At 71.0% G+C, this 17,064-nt stretch carries 14 protein-coding genes; 8 read left to right on the top strand and 6 right to left on the bottom strand.

Annotated elements, in window-relative coordinates; all coding sequences use genetic code 11:
* Positions 1-70 precede the first annotated feature (70 nt).
* Positions 71-1,399 (bottom strand): DUF2252 domain-containing protein, encoded by a 1,329-nt coding sequence (locus ACWC2B_RS04630; RefSeq protein WP_450714965.1) that lies wholly within the window; start codon positions 1,397-1,399, stop codon positions 71-73.
* Positions 1,400-1,623: 224 nt separating this feature from the next.
* Between ACWC2B_RS04630 and dnaE the strand changes: the two genes are divergently transcribed.
* The gene (dnaE, locus tag ACWC2B_RS04635) at positions 1,624-5,169 is read left to right on the top strand and encodes a DNA polymerase III subunit alpha (RefSeq protein ID WP_450714966.1); all 3,546 of its coding nucleotides are present in this window, start codon (positions 1,624-1,626) and stop codon (positions 5,167-5,169) included.
* A gap of 83 nt (positions 5,170-5,252) precedes the next feature.
* Here dnaE and ACWC2B_RS04640 read toward each other — a convergent pair whose 3' ends face one another.
* On the bottom strand, positions 5,253-5,432 hold the full coding sequence (locus tag ACWC2B_RS04640; protein ID WP_450714967.1) for a hypothetical protein: 180 nt from the start codon (positions 5,430-5,432) through the stop codon (positions 5,253-5,255).
* A gap of 264 nt (positions 5,433-5,696) precedes the next feature.
* Between ACWC2B_RS04640 and ACWC2B_RS04645 the strand changes: the two genes are divergently transcribed.
* The 4 genes from ACWC2B_RS04645 to ACWC2B_RS04660 all read left to right on the top strand — a co-directional run bounded on the left by ACWC2B_RS04645 (position 5,697) and on the right by ACWC2B_RS04660 (position 9,553).
* Positions 5,697-6,944, top strand: a complete 1,248-nt coding sequence (locus ACWC2B_RS04645; protein ID WP_450714968.1) for an NYN domain-containing protein — start codon at positions 5,697-5,699, stop codon at positions 6,942-6,944.
* Positions 6,945-7,018: 74 nt separating this feature from the next.
* On the top strand, positions 7,019-8,026 hold the full coding sequence (locus ACWC2B_RS04650) for an ABC transporter ATP-binding protein (protein ID WP_450714969.1): 1,008 nt from the start codon (positions 7,019-7,021) through the stop codon (positions 8,024-8,026).
* A gap of 23 nt (positions 8,027-8,049) precedes the next feature.
* Positions 8,050-8,862, top strand: coding sequence for an ABC transporter permease (locus ACWC2B_RS04655; RefSeq protein WP_450715225.1), 813 nt, complete (start codon positions 8,050-8,052; stop codon positions 8,860-8,862).
* 34 nt (positions 8,863-8,896) lie between these two features.
* A complete protein-coding gene (locus ACWC2B_RS04660; RefSeq protein WP_450714970.1) occupies positions 8,897-9,553 on the top strand; it encodes an ABC transporter permease in 657 nt (218 codons plus the stop codon).
* A gap of 192 nt (positions 9,554-9,745) precedes the next feature.
* Here ACWC2B_RS04660 and ybaK read toward each other — a convergent pair whose 3' ends face one another.
* The 4 genes from ybaK to ACWC2B_RS04680 all read right to left on the bottom strand — a co-directional run bounded on the left by ybaK (position 9,746) and on the right by ACWC2B_RS04680 (position 13,897).
* On the bottom strand, positions 9,746-10,240 hold the full coding sequence (ybaK, locus tag ACWC2B_RS04665; RefSeq protein WP_450714971.1) for a Cys-tRNA(Pro) deacylase: 495 nt from the start codon (positions 10,238-10,240) through the stop codon (positions 9,746-9,748).
* A gap of 17 nt (positions 10,241-10,257) precedes the next feature.
* Positions 10,258-11,037 carry an LON peptidase substrate-binding domain-containing protein gene (locus ACWC2B_RS04670; protein ID WP_450714972.1) on the bottom strand — a complete coding sequence of 260 codons (780 nt, stop codon included), beginning with the start codon at positions 11,035-11,037 and terminating at the stop codon, positions 10,258-10,260.
* 5 nt (positions 11,038-11,042) lie between these two features.
* Positions 11,043-12,080 carry a hypothetical protein gene (locus ACWC2B_RS04675; protein WP_450714973.1) on the bottom strand — a complete coding sequence of 346 codons (1,038 nt, stop codon included), beginning with the start codon at positions 12,078-12,080 and terminating at the stop codon, positions 11,043-11,045.
* A gap of 212 nt (positions 12,081-12,292) precedes the next feature.
* Positions 12,293-13,897: an oxidoreductase gene (locus ACWC2B_RS04680; RefSeq protein ID WP_450714974.1), complete on the bottom strand. Its 1,605-nt coding sequence runs from the start codon at positions 13,895-13,897 to the stop codon at positions 12,293-12,295.
* Between the two features lie 135 nt (positions 13,898-14,032).
* On the opposite strand from ACWC2B_RS04680, the gene hisD reads away from it, so the two are divergent.
* The 3 genes from hisD to hisB are packed head-to-tail and all read left to right on the top strand — an operon-like array spanning position 14,033 to position 17,063.
* Entirely contained in the window at positions 14,033-15,364 is a 1,332-nt protein-coding gene (gene hisD, locus ACWC2B_RS04685) for a histidinol dehydrogenase (RefSeq protein ID WP_450714975.1), read from the top strand.
* Complete coding sequence (locus ACWC2B_RS04690; protein ID WP_450714976.1) at positions 15,361-16,473, top strand: histidinol-phosphate transaminase; 1,113 nt, start codon at positions 15,361-15,363, stop codon at positions 16,471-16,473. The genes hisD and ACWC2B_RS04690 overlap by 4 nt, the downstream gene beginning before the upstream one ends.
* Complete coding sequence (gene hisB / locus ACWC2B_RS04695; RefSeq protein ID WP_114035753.1) at positions 16,470-17,063, top strand: imidazoleglycerol-phosphate dehydratase HisB; 594 nt, start codon at positions 16,470-16,472, stop codon at positions 17,061-17,063. Before ACWC2B_RS04690 ends, hisB begins: the two co-directional genes overlap by 4 nt.
* The last annotated feature ends 1 nt before the right edge of the window (position 17,064 follow it).

The raw sequence follows: 17,064 nt of genomic DNA on the forward strand, positions 1-17,064 counted from the left end.
AGTGTGCCATGTCCGGCCGTCTGGCGTGCCTAAGAGTTCGGTGAGACCGGGGACTCGGCCTTCGGTGGGGCTAGAGACCCGGTATCCGGCCGTTGCGGAACAGGTCGACGAAGATCTGGTGGTCGGCCCGCGCCCGCGCTCCGTAGGAGTGCGCGAAGTCGACGAGCAGGCCCGCGAAGCCCTCCTCGTCGGCGGCGATCGCCGCGTCGATGGCGCGCTCGGTGGAGAACGGCACCAGCTCGGAGTGGCCGCTCTCGTCGTCCGCCGCCGCGTGCATCGTGGCCGTGGCCCGGCCGAGGTCGGCGACGACCGCCGCGATCTCGTCGGGGTCGTCGATGTCCGACCAGTCCAGGTCCACCGCGTACGGCGAGACCTCCGCGACCAGCTGGCCCGCGCCGTCCAGCTCGGTCCAGCCCAGCCACGGGTCGGCGGCGGCCTGAAGCGCGCGCTGCGAGATCACCGTGCGGTGCCCCTCGTGCTCGAAGTAGCCGCGCACCGCCGGGTCCGTGATGTGCCGGGACACCGCCGGGGTCTGCGCCTGCTTGATGTAGATCACCACATCGTTCTCCAGGGCGTCGCTGTGCCCCTCCAGAAGGATGTTGTACGAGGGCAGACCGGCCGAGCCGATCCCGATGCCGCGGCGCCCCACCACGTCCTTGACGCGGTAGGAGTCCGGGCGCACCAGGCTCTCCTCGGGCAGCGTCTCCAGGTAGCCGTCGAAGGCCGCGAGCACCTTGTAGCGGGTCGCCGCGTCCAGCTCGATCGAGCCGTCGCCCTCGGTGAACCGGCGTTCGTACTCCCGGATCTCGGTCATCGAGTCGAGCAGCGCGAACCGGGTCCGGGCGCGGGCGTCGCGCAGCGCGCCGAGCAGCGGGCCCTCGGCCGTGTCCAGGGTGAAGGGCGGCACCTCGTCGTCCTTGGCGCCGGAGGCGAGGGCGTGGACGCGCTCGCGATAGGCGGCGGCGTAGGTGCGTACCAGCGCGGTGATCTGCTCGTCGCTGAACGCCTTGGTGTAGCCGATCAGCGCGAGGGAGGCGGCGAGGCGCTTGAGGTCCCAGGTGAAGGGGCCCACGTACGCCTCGTCGAAGTCGTTGACGTTGAAGATCAGGCGGCCGTTGGCGTCCATGTACGTGCCGAAGTTCTCGGCGTGCAGGTCGCCGTGGATCCAGACCCGGCCGGTGCGCTCGTCCAGGTAGGGGCCGCCGTGCCGCTCCTTCTCCAGGTCGGCGTAGAACAGGCAGGCCGTGCCCCGGTAGAAGGCGAACGCGGAGGCCGCCATCTTGCGGAACTTGACCCGGAAAGCGGCCGGGTCGGCGGCCAGGAGCTCGCCGAACGCGGTCTCGAAAACGGCGAGTATCTCTTCGCCGCGCGTCTCCGCGCTGGGCTGCGGGACCGACATCGCTGGGTGCCTCCTGGTGCGTACTGCCTGCGTCACGATCGGGACGGGTTGTGTCCCTTCCAACGCGCGACCGTACCTCCAAGTGCCCGCCCGTCGCCCGGCCACCGCCTCTCGTCGGGGCGCTTCGGGCCGCGGATCCCCCCTCGGCTGTCAGTGGGGCGACGTAGACTCCAAGGCTGTCCCCCCGCTCCGCGAACCCCCCTTTGCCGTTGGAGGCCCCAACCGTGACTGGCACGTCCAAGACACCGTTCACGCACCTTCACGTCCACACCCAGTACTCGCTGCTGGACGGTGCCGCGCGGCTCAAGGACATGTTCAACGCCTGCAATGAGATGGGCATGACGCATATCGCCATGTCCGACCACGGCAACCTCCACGGTGCCTACGACTTCTTCCATTCGGCGAAGAAGGCGGGCGTCACGCCGATCATCGGCATCGAGGCGTACGTGGCCCCCGAGTCGAGGCGCAACAAGCGCAAGATCCAGTGGGGCCAGCCGCACCAGAAGCGCGACGACGTGTCCGGTTCGGGTGGTTACACGCACAAAACGATCTGGGCGCACAACAAGACCGGTCTGCACAACCTCTTCCGGCTCTCCTCGGACGCGTACGCCGAGGGCTGGCTGCAGAAGTGGCCGCGGATGGACAAGGAGACGATCTCGCAGTGGTCGGAGGGCCTCATCGCCTCCACCGGCTGCCCCTCCGGCGAGGTCCAGACCCGGCTGCGGCTCGGCCAGTTCGACGAGGCGGTGCAGGCGGCCTCCGACTACAAGGACATCTTCGGCGAGGGCAAGTACTTCCTGGAGCTGATGGACCACGGCATCGAGATCGAGCGCCGGGTCCGCGACGGCCTCCTGGAGATCGGCAAGAAGCTCGGCATCCCCCCGCTGGTCACCAACGACTCGCACTACACGTACGCGCACGAGGCGACCGCGCACGACGCCCTGCTCTGCATCCAGACCGGCAAGAACCTCTCGGACCCGGACCGCTTCCGCTTCGACGGCACCGGCTACTACCTCAAGTCCACCGACGAGATGTACGCCATCGACTCCTCGGACGCCTGGCAGGAGGGGTGCCGCAACACGCTGCTCGTCGCGGAGCAGATCGACACGACCGGCATGTTCGAGGCCAAGAACCTCATGCCGAAGTTCGACATCCCCGACGGCTACACCGAGGTCACCTGGTTCCAGGAGGAGGTCCGGGCCGGCATGGAGCGCCGCTACCCGGGCGGTGTCCCCGAGGACCGCCAGAAGCAGGCGGAGTACGAGATGGACATCATCATCCAGATGGGGTTCCCGGGGTACTTCCTCGTCGTCGCCGACTTCATCATGTGGGCCAAGAACAACGGCATCGCGGTCGGCCCCGGCCGAGGCTCCGCGGCCGGTTCGATCGTCGCGTACGCCATGGGCATCACCGACCTCGACCCGATCACGCACGGCCTGATCTTCGAGCGGTTCCTCAACCCCGAGCGCGTCTCCATGCCCGATGTCGACATCGACTTCGACGAGCGCAGGCGCGTCGAGGTGATCCGGTACGTCACGGAGAAGTACGGCTCCGACAAGGTCGCCATGATCGGCACCTACGGAAAGATCAAGGCGAAGAACGCCATCAAGGACTCCGCGCGCGTCCTCGGCTACCCGTACGCCATGGGCGACCGCCTCACCAAGGCGATGCCCGCCGACGTCCTCGGCAAGGGCATCGACCTCTCCGGCATCACCGACCCCAAGCACCCGCGCTACAGCGAGGCGGGCGAGATCCGGGGGATGTACGAGAACGAGCCGGACGTGAAGAAGGTCATCGACACCGCCAAGGGCGTCGAGGGCCTGGTCCGGCAGATGGGCGTGCACGCCGCCGGCGTCATCATGTCCAGCGAGCCGATCGTCGACCACGCGCCGATCTGGGTGCGGCACACCGACGGCGTGACCATCACGCAGTGGGACTACCCGCAGTGCGAGTCGCTCGGCCTGCTGAAGATGGACTTCCTGGGCCTGCGAAACCTGACCATCATGGACGACGCCGTCAAGATGGTGAAGGCCAACAAGGGCATCGACCTTGAGATGCTCTCGCTCCCGCTGGACGACCCGAAGACCTTCGAACTGCTCTGCCGAGGCGACACCCTCGGCGTCTTCCAGTTCGACGGCGGCCCCATGCGCTCGCTGCTGCGCCAGATGCAGCCCGACAACTTCGAGGACATTTCCGCAGTCTCGGCCCTGTACCGGCCGGGCCCGATGGGCATGAACTCGCACACGAACTACGCCGAGCGCAAGAACGGCCGCCAGGAGATCACCCCGATCCACCCGGAGCTGGAGGAGCCGCTCAAGGAGACGCTGGGCCTGACCTACGGCCTCATCGTGTACCAGGAGCAGGTCCAGAAGGCCGCCCAGATCATCGCCGGCTACTCGCTCGGCGAGGCCGACATCCTGCGCCGCGTGATGGGCAAGAAGAAGCCCGAGGAGCTGGCGAAGAACTTCGTCCTCTTCCAGGCGGGCGCCAAGGAGAAGGGCTACTCGGACGCGGCGATCCAGGCACTGTGGGACGTTCTGGTCCCGTTCGCCGGATACGCGTTCAACAAGGCGCACTCCTCGGCGTACGGCCTGGTCACCTACTGGACCGCGTACCTGAAGGCGAACTACCCGGCCGAGTACATGGCGGCGCTGCTCACCTCGGTGAAGGACGACAAGGACAAGTCGGCCGTCTACCTCAACGAGTGCCGGCGCATGGGCATCAAGGTGCTGCCGCCGAACGTCAACGAGTCGGTGCACAACTTCGCGGCCCAGGGCGACGACGTGATCCTGTTCGGCCTGGAGGCCGTCCGCAACGTCGGTACGAACGTCGTGGACTCGATCATCCGCTCCCGCAAGGCGAAGGGGAAGTTCTCCTCCTTCCCCGACTACCTGGACAAGGTCGAGGCCGCCGCCTGCAACAAGCGCACCACGGAATCGCTCATCAAGGCGGGCGCCTTCGACACGATGGGTCACACCCGCAAGGGCCTGACCGCCCAGTTCGAGCCCATGATCGACAACGTGGTGCAGGTCAAGCGCAAGGAGGCCGAGGGCCAGTTCGACCTCTTCGGCGGCATGGACGAGGACAGCAGCGAGCCGGGCTTCGGCCTCGACGTCGAGTTCGGCGACGTGGAGTGGGAGAAGTCCTACCTGCTCGCCCAGGAGCGCGAGATGCTCGGCCTGTACGTCTCCGACCACCCGCTCTTCGGCCTGGAGCACGTCCTGTCCGACAAGGCGGACGCGGGCATCGGCCAGCTCACCGGCGGCGACTACTCGGACGGCTCGATCGTCACCATCGGCGGCATCATCTCCGGCCTCCAGCGCAAGATGACCAAGCAGGGCAACGCCTGGGCGATCGCCACCGTCGAGGACCTGGCCGGCTCCATCGAGTGCATGTTCTTCCCGGCGACGTACCAACTGGTCTCGACCCAACTCGTCGAGGACGCCGTGGTGTTCGTCAAGGGACGCCTCGACAAGCGCGAGGACATCCCGCGCCTGGTCGCGATGGAGCTGATGGTCCCCGACCTGTCGTCGGCGGGCACCAACGCGCCGGTCGTCCTGACCATCCCCACCGTGAAGGTGACCCCGCCGATGGTCAGCCGACTCGGCGAGATCCTGGGGCACCACAAGGGCAACACCGAGGTGCGGATCAAGCTCCAGGGGCCGCGCTCGACGACCGTGCTGCGGCTCGACCGGCACCGCGTCCAGCCTGATCCGGCCCTTTTCGGTGACCTGAAGGTGCTGCTCGGCCCGTCCTGCCTGGCCGGCTGACCTCCACCGTTTCCGGTAGGACGTTTCCGGTACGAGAAAGGGGCGCACCCATCGGGTGCGCCCCTTTCCGCTCGCAATGACGGCTAGTTATGACCGAAGCGCCGCTGGTGCTTACGGGCAACATCTGCCGGGCTGCCCTGGGCCTGCGACTGGGTCACGGCCTGGGACTCGAAGGCGGCGGACTTCGACTGCTGCTGACCGCGCTCGGCGGCCTGCGAGCGGTCCTGCTGACTGCCCGACTTGCGGTTCTTGTTCTTGGCCATAGTGCTGCCTCCTGTGGGGGAACTCGGGGCCAGGGCCGCTGCCAGACTCACACAGATGGACAAAGCGCGCATTTCGGATCATTACCGTGCGTGACGGAGAAGTGACCCCCCAATCCGCCACGCCGATGATCGAGTTCCGGTGCTCAACCCTTGCGCGGTCGGGCAGACTCGAAGGAAACCCGAAGTTCACTGGGTGATCTCCCGTACCCCCGCTCCTGATTTCTTTTTCTTCGGCTTTTCCGTTCCCGAAAGAGGGTGGAACGCATGGACCGCTGCGTCGTCCTGGTGGACGCCGGTTACCTGCTCGGTGCCGCCGCGAGTCTGCTCGCCGGAGAGCCGGCCCGTTCCCGCATCACCGTCGACCATGCCGCCCTGATCCTGGGGCTCCGCGAGCTCGCCGAGGCCGATACCCAGCAGCCGCTGCTCCGCATCTACTGGTTCGACGGCGCCCCCGACCGGGTGCCGCAGCCCGAGCACCGCCGGCTGCGCGTGATGCCCAGGGTGACGGTCCGGCTCGGCGCGTTGACCCGCAGCGACGGCCGGTGGGCACAGAAGGGCGTGGACGCCGCGATGCACGCCGAGCTGACCGAACTCGCCCGCAACCGCGCCTGCTCGGACGTGGTCCTGGTGACCGGCGACGGCGACCTGCTGCCCGGCCTGATGTCCGCCAAGGAACACGGCGTCGCCGTCCACCTGTGGGCCGTGCAGGCCGCCGACGGCGACTACAACCAGTCCGAGGACCTCGTCGCCGAGGCCGACGAGCGCCGGGTCCTCGACCGCGCCTGGATCACCCAGGCCGTCCGCGCCAAGGACCTCACCGGGATCTGCGCCCCGGCCCCCGCCCCCCGCCCCGAGATCGCCGCGATCCTCTCCGCGCCGCTGCCCGAATCCGCCCTCGCCGCCTCCGCCGAGCGGGCCGCCGAGGCCCAGGCCGCCGCGGTACGCAACGGCGCCGCGCCCCCCGAGGCCCCCGGCGAGAACGGCACCTCTGTGCCCGCCCCGAGCGGCGCCAAGGGCGTACCGACACCGAAGGACTTGGCCTCGCTGCGCGGGCCCGGCAGCGCTCCGGCCGCCCCCGCGCCCGCCTCGGCGACCCTGCGCTGGTCTTCGGACAAAGGCTGGGTCGAGCGTCCCGGCGCGGCGCTAGGCGAGTCCCCCGAGACCGCCTCCCTGCCGACGCTGGCCCAGCTGACCAGCGCCGAGCAGCGCTGGGCCGACCGCGAGGAGGACATCACCACCGTCGGCGGCGACCCCTACGAAGTGGGCCAGGTCTTCGCCCGGCGCTGGATGGAACGCCTCCCCGAGCCTTCGCACGTACAGAAGCTGTCCACCATGTACCCGCGCATCCCGCACCGCATCGACGGTGAACTCCTGCGCTACGCCGCCCGGTTCGGCCTCCTCGCCCACAAGGACGACCAGATCGACGAGCACGACCGGTACGCGATCCGGGCCGGCTTCTGGCGCGAGATCGACGTCAGGGCGGCCGCCGAACGCCAGCCGGCCGGCGAGTAGCGCGGCGACCGGGGGCCGGCTTAGCACCGCCCCCGGGCCCGGGCGGGTCCTTCGACCCCTTAGGCTCGTTCCCCGTGAGTACCGGCACAGCAGCGGCGCGGGCCGGCACCGTTTGCACGGTGCGGGGCCTGGTCAAGACGTACCCCGCGACACGGGGCCGACGAGGTGCGCCCGGTACGCCCGAGGTCCGGGCCACCGACGGAATCAGCCTCGACGTGGAGCGTGGCGAGATCTTCGGACTGCTCGGGCCCAACGGCGCCGGCAAGTCCACCCTCGTACGCCAGCTGACCGGGCTCATGCGGCCCGACTCCGGCACGGTCGACGTGCTCGGCCACGACCTGGTGCGCCACCCCGAACGGGCCGCCCGCCTCATCGCCTACCTCGGCCAGGAATCCACCGCGCTCGACGAGCTGACCGTCGCGCTCGCCGCCGAGACCACCGGCCGGCTGCGCGGACTCACCCTGCGCGACGCCCGCGCCGAACGTGACGCGGTTCTGGCCGAACTCGGTCTTGACGAGATCGCCGGGCGGCCGCTCAAGAAGCTCTCCGGCGGCCAGCGGCGCCTGGCCTGTCTCGCCGCCGCCCTCGTCGGCGAGCGCCCCGTCCTCGTGCTCGACGAGCCCACCACCGGCATGGACCCGGTGGCCCGGCGCGCGGTGTGGGCCGCCGTCGACCGGCGGCGGGCCGAGCGCGGCGCGACCGTCCTGCTCGTCACCCACAACGTCATCGAGGCCGAGACCGTGCTCGACCGGGTCGCCGTGATCGAACGCGGCAAGGTCATCGCCTGCGACACCCCCGCCGGGCTCAAGGCGCGGGTCGCCGACGAGGTGCGGGTCGAGCTCGTGTGGCGCGACCGGGCCCCCGTCGAGGTCCCCGAGGTCGCGGCGCTGCGCGCCTCGGCCCAGGAGTCGGGACGGCGCTGGACGCTGCGGCTCAGCCCCGAGCGGGCCCGCGCCGCCGTCGCCACCGTCACCGGCGGCCCCGCCTTCGCCGCCCTCGACGACTTCACCCTGGCCACGCCGAGCCTCGAAGACGTCTACCTCGCCCTCGGCGGCCGCACGGAAGGGCTGGTGAAGGCGTGAGCGCCATTCCTCTGGAGAGCGGCGTGGGCAGCCGGGCCCCGGCCGACAGCGGCGCCACCCGGCGCCCCGACGCCGCGCACGCCGCCCCGCTCGCGCCCCGCGCCCGGCTGCTGCCCGCGCTCGCCGCCGTCTACCGCGCCCAGCTCTCGCGGGCCCGCGTCGCGCGGATCCCGCTGCTGTTCGTCGCGACGTTCCAGTCCGTCGGCATCATGATCCTCATGCGCGGGGTGGTGGACGGCGGGAGCGAGGCCCGCGCGGTGGTCGCCGGATCGAGCGTGCTCGTCGTCGCCTTCGTCGCGCTCAACCTGCTCGCCCAGTACTTCGGCCAGCTGCGGGCCGGCGGCGGCCTCGACCACTATGCGACGCTGCCCGTGCCGCCCGCGTCCGTGGTGCTCGGCACGGCCGCCGCGTACGCCTCCTTCACCGTGCCCGGCACCGCCGTCACGGCAGTCTTCGGCTGCGTCCTGTTCGGGCTTCCGATGGGGCACCTGTGGATCCTCGCCGCGGTCATTCCGCTCGCCGGAGCCGCGCTCTCCGGACTCGGCGCGGCCCTCGGGCTCCTCGCGCCCCGGCAGGAACTCGCCACGCTGTTCGGCCAGTTGGGGATGTCCGCGGCGCTGCTGCTCGGCGTGCTCCCGGCCGGGCGGATGCCGGGGCCCATCGCGTACGCACGTGATCTGCTGCCCTCCACGTACGGCGTGGAGGCGTTCGCGCACAGCTTCGACGCGCACCCCGACTGGTCGCTCGTCGGGCTCGATCTCGGGGTGTGCGGGGCCGTCGGCGTCGTCTCGCTGGCCGTGGCGGCGTGGGCCTACCGCCGGGCGGCGGTCCGGTGAGGCAGCGCACGGGCACGCCTGGCACGATGTCAGGGTGACCGCACCTCTGACACCGCCCCATCAGCAGCCCCCGGGCAACGACCCGTGGCAGACGCACACCGGGGGATCGCACCCCGGGCCCGTCGAGGAGGCGCCCGCGATGAAGAAGGACCTGCGGGACGCGGTGCTCGTCGCCCTCGCCGTGACGCTGGCCGGGGTCGCGCTCGGGCTGCTGTGGCTGTGGCTGGCCCCGAAGGTGCCGCTGATCGCCGACGACAAGGCCGTCTTCCTCAAGGACACCGAGGGTGAGGAGGCGATCGGCGGCGACGGAACGTTCATCTTGCTCGCGCTCGGACTCGGCGCGCTCAGCGCGGCCGCGGTCTTCCTGCTCCGCAAGAACGGCGGCATCGCCCTGGTCGTCGGCCTCGCGGTCGGCGCGCTGCTCGGCTCGGTGCTGGCCTGGCGCCTCGGCATCTGGCTCGGCCCCAACCAGGACGTGGTGGCCGCGGCGAAGGCGGCCGGCAAGGGCGTCACGTTCGACGCCCCGCTGAAGCTCGACGCGAAGGGCGCGCTGCTGGCCTGGCCGATCGCCGCCATGGCCGTCCACCTGGGCCTCACGGCGCTGTTCGGGCCCCGGGACCCGGATCCGGAGTGGCCGGTGTCGCCGCTGGAGGACCCGGGGCCGGGGAAGCCGGAGTCGGCCGGCCTCTGACGGCGCGGGTCAGGCCGGGCGCCTCCCGTGGTTGGCCCGGCCCTTCTTGATGCGCCACTTCCGCTTGCGGGTCCGCTTCGACATGGGCGTACCTCCCGCCCTCGGGTTCTAGTCGAGGACCGGAGGTACGTCGAGACCCTGGGGCCCGTCCGGCGGACGTTGTCCGGAACGCGGGGTCCCGGGAGGCTCTGTCTAAACCCGTCCGATCGGCGCCAGCAGGGCCCCGGTGAGGGCCGCCAGGTCGGTGGGGGACAGCTCGACCTCCAGGCCGCGGCGGCCCGCCGACACGCAGATCGTGACGTGCGCGGACGCCGAGTCGTCCAGGACCGTCCGCAGCTTTTTGCGCTGGCCGAGCGGTGAGATGCCGCCGCGCACGTAGCCGGTGGTGCGCTCGGCGGCCGCCGGGTCGGCCATCGCGGCCCGCTTGCCGCCGACCGCCGAGGCCAGCGCCTTGAGGTCGAGCGAGCCCGCCACCGGGACCACCGCGACCGTCAGCTCGCCGTCCACATCGGCGACCAGCGTCTTGAACACCCGCTCCGGGGTGACCCCGAGGGCCTGCGCCGCCTCCTCCCCGTACGAGGCCGAGGCCGGGTCGTGCTCGTAGGCGTGCACCGTGAACGCGGTGCCCGCCGCCGTCAGGGCCACCGTCGCCGGGGTGCCCCCGCTCTGCTGCTTCTTCTTGGCCAACTCGGCTCTCCAGTACGTCAGTTGGGGCTGGTCGGGGCGCGCGTCAGGTCCACCGCCGGGAGCGAGGGCAGATGGCGGATGACCGCCGTCTCCGCGCGCAGCAGCTGGAGCTCCTCGCGCAGCCGGGTCGCCGTGTCGGGGGCCTGGAGCAGACGCTGCTTGGCCGGCACGTCCAGGACCGCGGCCGCGGCGACCAGATAGGACACCACCGAGGGCTCGTCGGGCAGGTCCGCGGTGCCGGCAAGGGAGCGCTCCCGCGCCCCCGCGAGCCGCTTCTGGTACGAGCGGAAGGCGCGCAGAACGCCCTCGGCGAGCGCGCCGGCCTCCTCGCCCGGCTCCTCCGGGATCTCTTCGAACTCGGCCGTCAGATACGGCCCGCTCGCATCCACCGACAGGATGCGGATCCGGGTCGTGCCGGTGGCGAGCACCTCGAAGCTGCCGTCCGAGCGCTCCCGGATGGTGGCCGCGTCCGCGACGCAGCCCACCCGGTGGAAGGCCTGGATCGGGTCGGCACCGAAGCCGGCCGCGGGGCCCTTCTCGGGCTGCGCGGTCTGGTCGGGCAGCCCGGGGGCGGTCGGCGCGACCTCCCGGCCGTCGCGGATCGCCACGACGGCGAAGCGGCGCGGCTCGTCGCCGGCCTCGTCGCCGGAGCCGGAGGGGCCCGAAGCGTCGGTGCCGGTCTTCAGCAGATCGCGCATCATGGCGCGATAACGCTCCTCGAAGATGTTCAGCGGCAGGACGAGCCCGGGGAACAGGACCGAGTTGAGCGGGAAGAGCGGAAGGCGTGCGGTGGTCACAACGCTCAAGCGTAATGGCCGTCGGACCGGGCTCGTCCGGGCTTCTGGCGGTCCCGTCCCCACGGCATGCCCGCGGCGACCTCCGTTCGTACGAACTCGCGCAGTTCGAGGAACTGCCCCAGCGGATCGGCGGCGAGATGCAGCCACGGGAAAGACGTGGCATACGGACCGATACGCCGGAATTCCTCCAGCGTCTCCGGCCAGCGTCTGCGCACGACCAGCACATAGGCGAGCAGATTGCGGACCTCGGCCGGCCACGGGTCGCCCGGCTCGTAGGCGGCGGACAGCTCGATGCCGAGGTCGGCCGCCGCGTCGATCCGCTCGTACGGGACGGCGCGGCCCGCGCCGCCCGCCAGGTAGGCGAAGGCCGCCCGGGCCGGGAGCGCGCGGATCAGAGAGCCGGGCAGGGAGTCCTCGGCGGCCCGCTCGGCGAAGTCGAAGCACTCGCGGTGCGAGCCGTACCACTGGGCGGAGAGGTACTGGAGTGCCGCCACATGACAGCCGTAGTGGTGCGAGGAACGGCGTATGGCCTCGCCCCACAGTTCCTCGAAAACAGTGTGCGGCGCATGGGTGCCGCGGGCGTGGTCGAGCGCGATCCGCCAGGGCACCGGGTCGGACGGGTCGCCGTCGGCCGCCGAGTGGATCAGCGGCGCCACCTCGCGCAGCCGCTCGGCCCGGGCGGGCGAGCCCCAGGCCTGGACGATCGCGAGCTCCGCCTTGACGAGCAGCGCGTCCGGGTCGCGGGGCGCATCCGCCAGCCAGTTGGCGAGCCAGTCCGGTCTGCCGACCGCGAAGGCCGCGAGCCGGACCGTGTAGCGGTCGCGGTTCTCCCACTCGGCCAGCTCGCGGGTGGTGGCGAGGAGTTTCGCCGCCGCCTCGTACTCGCCGAGCGCGGCCGAGACCAGCGCGGGAGCGAGCCGGGCGTCGGGGGCGTCGAGCAGCACTTCCCGGCCATCGGGCATACCCGTGGCAAGAAGAGGCGTGTGCCTGGCCCGCCGTGCGGTGCGGATCAGCGCGGATACGAAAGTCATGGTGCGGACCATTGAAATCCGCAGGTGGGGACGGCGCCAGGGGGGTCACTGTGAAGCTTCTGTATCGGTGGTGAGGGTTGTACGGCAGGGGGTCAAGGCCCGGCAAATTCAGTCACACGGGCCTCGCGCGGAGCGCGTGAAGACCTAGCGCGGGCCCCGCGAAAACCCTGCGGACCGCGTACGGAGGACTTCGGTTCACCCCGCCTTGGACAAGCCCCGAGAACTCACCCCCTCCGCAGCAGCCGGGAGGCGCCCGCCGCCACCGTCGTCGCCAGGATCCAGCCCAGCAGGGTCCCGGCCGCCGCCGCCCACTGCCAGAGGCCGGTCAGCTTCCAGTAGCTGTCCTGGCCCAGGTTGACCACCGGGATGAGGAGGTCGAGCGCGAAGAGCGCCGCGTTCCACTCGGGGTGCTCATCGGCCTTGATCGGCTGCGGGTCGTAGTGCGAGAAGGCGAGGGTGCCCGCCGCCCACAGGACGGCCATCCACAGCGCGGCCCGGCCCGGCCGGTAGCCGTACGCCACGGTCAGGTCCTGGAGCACGCCCCACGCCTTGGCGGCCAGCGGCAGCGTCTCGCGGCGCCTGCGCTGCTTGGCCAGCAGCACCTCGCGGGCGTCCGCGTCCTCGCCGCTGCCCCGCAGCACGGCCGCGAGCCGCTCATACGGTTCGGGCGCGTACTCGGGGGTCGCCGCGGTCACCCAGTCCAGGCGCTCGGCCAGCGTGAAGGTGCCGATCGGGATGAGGTTCTCGTAGGCGAAACCGTTCATCGTCAGATGCCCGGGGCCTGGCCAGCTGTCCGCCATGTCGACCAGGTTGCCGACCCGGGCCCCGGAGAGCACGACCTTGCCGCGCTCGGCACGCTGCCCGGTGAAGCGCAGCTCCGGCGTCTGGATGCGGCGCAGCGACAGCTCCTGCGCGTCGGTCATGACGACCCGGGACTGCGCCAGGTCCACCGCGTCCCCGAACCGCCCGTCGTCCAGGCGCAGCCCGCCCCGGCATTCGAACGGCTGGATCAGGGTGCCCCGCACGGGCGTGTTGGTGTAGTTCGTCCCGTACGGCGGAGTGGTGCCCGCCTGGTTGCCGCTCGGGTAGACGGCCGCCGAGGTCAGATACAGGGTGCGCTCGACGATCAACTGCGGGGCGTTCAGCGCGCGGTGGCCGTCCGGGTTGATCAGCCTGCTGCCGCGCAGGCTGAGCGTCACGCCGACCTTCGCGGCGCGCAGGCTCAGCTCCCCGTAGCACTCGATCAGATCGGCCTGGAGGTCCTGCGCGACCGAGAGTCCGTCGGCCGCGATCGAGCGGCCGTTGCGGTCGCTGTGCACCACGGCCTGGCTGAGGAGGAGGTCGGTGCCGATGTGCGCGTCGGTCAGGCGGATGCCGCCCGCGACCCGGCAGCGCGGCAGGTGCAGATCGCCCTCGGTGGTCAGCCGGGCCGCCTCGATCCGCGGAATCGAGCAGCTCACCATGCGTACGGTGGTGAAGTGGGCCTCGGGGAGCAGGAGTTCGTTCTCGAACCGGCAGTTGTTCAGCTCGACGTACGGGGTGATCATGCCGCCGGACAGGTTGAGCGTGCCGGTGATCTGCACCCCGTTGAGCTTCAGCGCGGCGACCCGCCCGGGCAGCGCGGGCGGCCCGCTGAGCAGCAGCAGGGCCACCACCCGGGCCCGCACGCTGCGCTCGGGCCCCCAGGGCCGCGCCGCGAACGGATCGTCGCGCACCGGATTGCGGGTGCGCAGATCGTAGGTACTGCCGTTGCGGAATGCCTGCCACATGCCCAGCTCCGCCGGGCTGAGCCAGTCCGGAGCCTCACCAAGATCGGGCGCCTCGGTCAATGCCGTCCCCCTCGCCGTCCACCCTGACAGGAGGAACGCTAGTGGTCACGGGTGACAGCGGGTGACGCCCGCGTTGCGTATCAGCCACTGATACAGGCGTCCAGTGCTCCGGAGCCGTCTGAGAGAATTGGATACGTGATCTCCCGAATCGATCTGCGCGGCAACACCCTCCCCGAGGGTGGCGCCCTGCGCGACCTGCTGCCCCGTGCCGAGTTCGACGTGGAAGCCGCCCTGGAGAAGGTGCGGCCCATCTGCGAGGACGTGCATCATCGCGGAACGGCGGCGCTGATCGAGTACGCGGAGAAGTTCGACGGTGTGAAGCTGGACCGGGTGCGGGTGCCGGCCGAGGCGCTCAAGGAAGCCCTGTCGGAGCTCGACCCGCAGGTCAGGGCCGCGCTGGAGGAGTCCGTCCGGCGGGCCCGCATCGTTCACCGCGCCCAGCGCCGCGCCGCCCACACCACCCAGGTCGTGCGCGGCGGCTCGGTCACCGAGAAGTGGGTGCCGGTGGAGCGCGTTGGTCTGTACGCGCCCGGCGGCCGCTCGGTCTACCCGTCCTCCGTGATCATGAACGTCGTCCCGGCGCAGGAGGCCGGCGTCGGCTCCATCGCGCTTGCCTCGCCGCCGCAGGCGGACTTCGGCGGCCTGCCGCACCCGACGATCCTGGCGGCCTGCGCGCTGCTCGGCATCGACGAGGTGTACGCGGTCGGCGGCGCCCAGGCCGTCGCGATGTTCGCGTACGGCACCTCGGGTCCCGACGGGTGTGCGCCCGCGAACATGGTGACCGGCCCCGGCAACATCTGGGTCGCCGCCGCCAAGCGGTACTTCACCGGCCGCATCGGCATCGACACCGAGGCGGGTCCGACCGAGATCGCCGTCCTCGCCGACGACACCGCCGACCCGGTCCACGTCGCGGCCGACCTGATCAGTCAGGCCGAGCACGACCCGCTCGCGGCCGCCGTCCTGGTCACCGACTCCCTCGCGCTCGCCGAGGCGGTCGAGAGGGAGCTGGAGCCGCAGGTCGCGGCCACCAAGCACATCGAGGACCGGATCAAGCCGGCGCTCGGCGGGCGCCAGTCCGCGATCGTCCTGGTCGACTCGCTCGAAGCCGGCCTCAAGGTCGTCGACGCGTACGGCGCCGAGCACCTGGAGATCCAGACCGCCGACGCCGCGGCCGTGGCCGACCGGGTCCGCAACGCGGGCGCGATCTTCGTCGGCCCCTGGGCCCCGGTCTCGCTCGGCGACTACTGCGCGGGTTCCAACCACGTGCTGCCCACCGGCGGCTGCGCCTGCCACTCCTCGGGCCTGTCCGTCCAGTCCTTCCTGCGCGGCATCCACATCGTCGACTACACGCGCGACGCGCTCGCCGAGGTCGCCCACCACGTGGTGACGCTGGCGGAGGCGGAGGACCTGCCCGCGCACGGGGCCGCGCTCAAGGCCCGCTTCGGTTGGAAGGTGCCGCAGAAGTGACCACGTTCGGAATCGACGACCTCCCCGTACGGGAGGAGCTGCGCGGCAAGTCCCCTTACGGCGCGCCCCAGTTGGACACTCCCGTACAGCTGAACACCAACGAGAACCCGTACCCGCTGCCCGAGCCGCTCGTCGAGCGGATCGCCGAGCGGGTCGCCGAGGCGGCCCGGGGCCTCAACCGCTACCCCGACCGCGACGCGGTGGAGCTGCGCACCGAGCTGGCGAAGTACCTCACCCGCACCGGCAAGCACCCGGTCGCGGTCGAGAACGTGTGGGCGGCCAACGGGTCCAACGAGGTCATCCAGCAACTGCTCCAGACCTTCGGCGGCCCCGGCCGCACCGCGATCGGCTTCGAGCCCTCGTACTCGATGCACGCCCTGATCGCCCGCGGCACCGGCACCGGCTGGATCTCGGGGCCACGCGACGAGGACTTCACCATCGACCTCGCCGCCGCCGAGCAGGCCATCGCCGAGAACGCGCCGGACGTCGTCTTCATCACCTCGCCCAACAACCCCACGGGCACCGCGGTCGCCGCCGAGACGGTCCTCGCACTGTACGAGGCCGCCCAGACGGTCAAGCCGACGATGGTGATCGTGGACGAGGCGTACGTCGAGTTCAGCCACCGCGACTCGCTGCTCCCGCTCATCGAGGGCCGCCCGCACCTGGTCGTCTCGCGGACCATGTCGAAGGCATTCGGCGCGGCCGGGCTGCGCCTGGGCTACCTCGCCGCGCACCCCGCAGTCGTCGACGCCGTCCAGCTGGTCCGCCTGCCCTACCACCTGTCCGCCGTCACCCAGGCGACCGCGCTCGCGGCTCTGGAGCACACGGACACCCTGCTCGGCTACGTCGAGCAGCTCAAGGCCGAGCGGGACCGGCTGGTCGCCGAGCTGCGCGCGATCGGCTACGAAGTGACCGAATCGGACGCCAACTTCGTCCAGTTCGGCCGCTTCGACGACAGCCACACCGTCTGGCAGCAGATCCTCGACCGGGGCGTCCTGGTCCGGGACAACGGGGTACCGGGATGGCTGCGGGTCACCGCGGGCACCCCGGCCGAGAACGACGCGTTCCTCGACGCGGTCCGTCAACTCAAGAAGGAGCAGAGCGCATGAGCCGCGTCGGCAGAGTGGAACGCACCACCAAGGAGACGTCCGTCCTCGTCGAGATCGACCTCGACGGCAGCGGAAAGGTCGATGTGTCGACAGGCGTCGGCTTCTACGACCACATGCTCGACCAGCTCGGCCGGCACGGCCTGTTCGACCTCACGGTCAAGACCGACGGCGATCTGCACATCGACAGCCACCACACCATCGAGGACACCGCGCTCGCGCTCGGCGCCGCCTTCAAGCAGGCGCTCGGCGACAAGGTCGGCATCTACCGCTTCGGCAACTGCACCGTCCCGCTCGACGAGTCGCTCGCCCAGGTGACCGTCGACCTGTCGGGCCGCCCCTACCTCGTGCACACCGAGCCCGAGAACATGGCGCCGATGATCGGCGAGTACGACACGACGATGACCCGGCACATCTTCGAGTCCTTCGTCGCCCAGGCCCAGGTCGCGCTGCACATCCACGTACCGTACGGGCGCAACGCGCACCACATCGTGGAGTGCCAGTTCAAGGCGCTCGCCCGGGCGCTGCGCTATGCCTCCGAGCGTGACCCGCGCGCTGCCGGAATCCTTCCTTCCACCAAGGGTGCCCTGTAAG

The sequence above is a fragment of the Streptomyces sp. NPDC001415 genome, assembly GCF_053597395.1.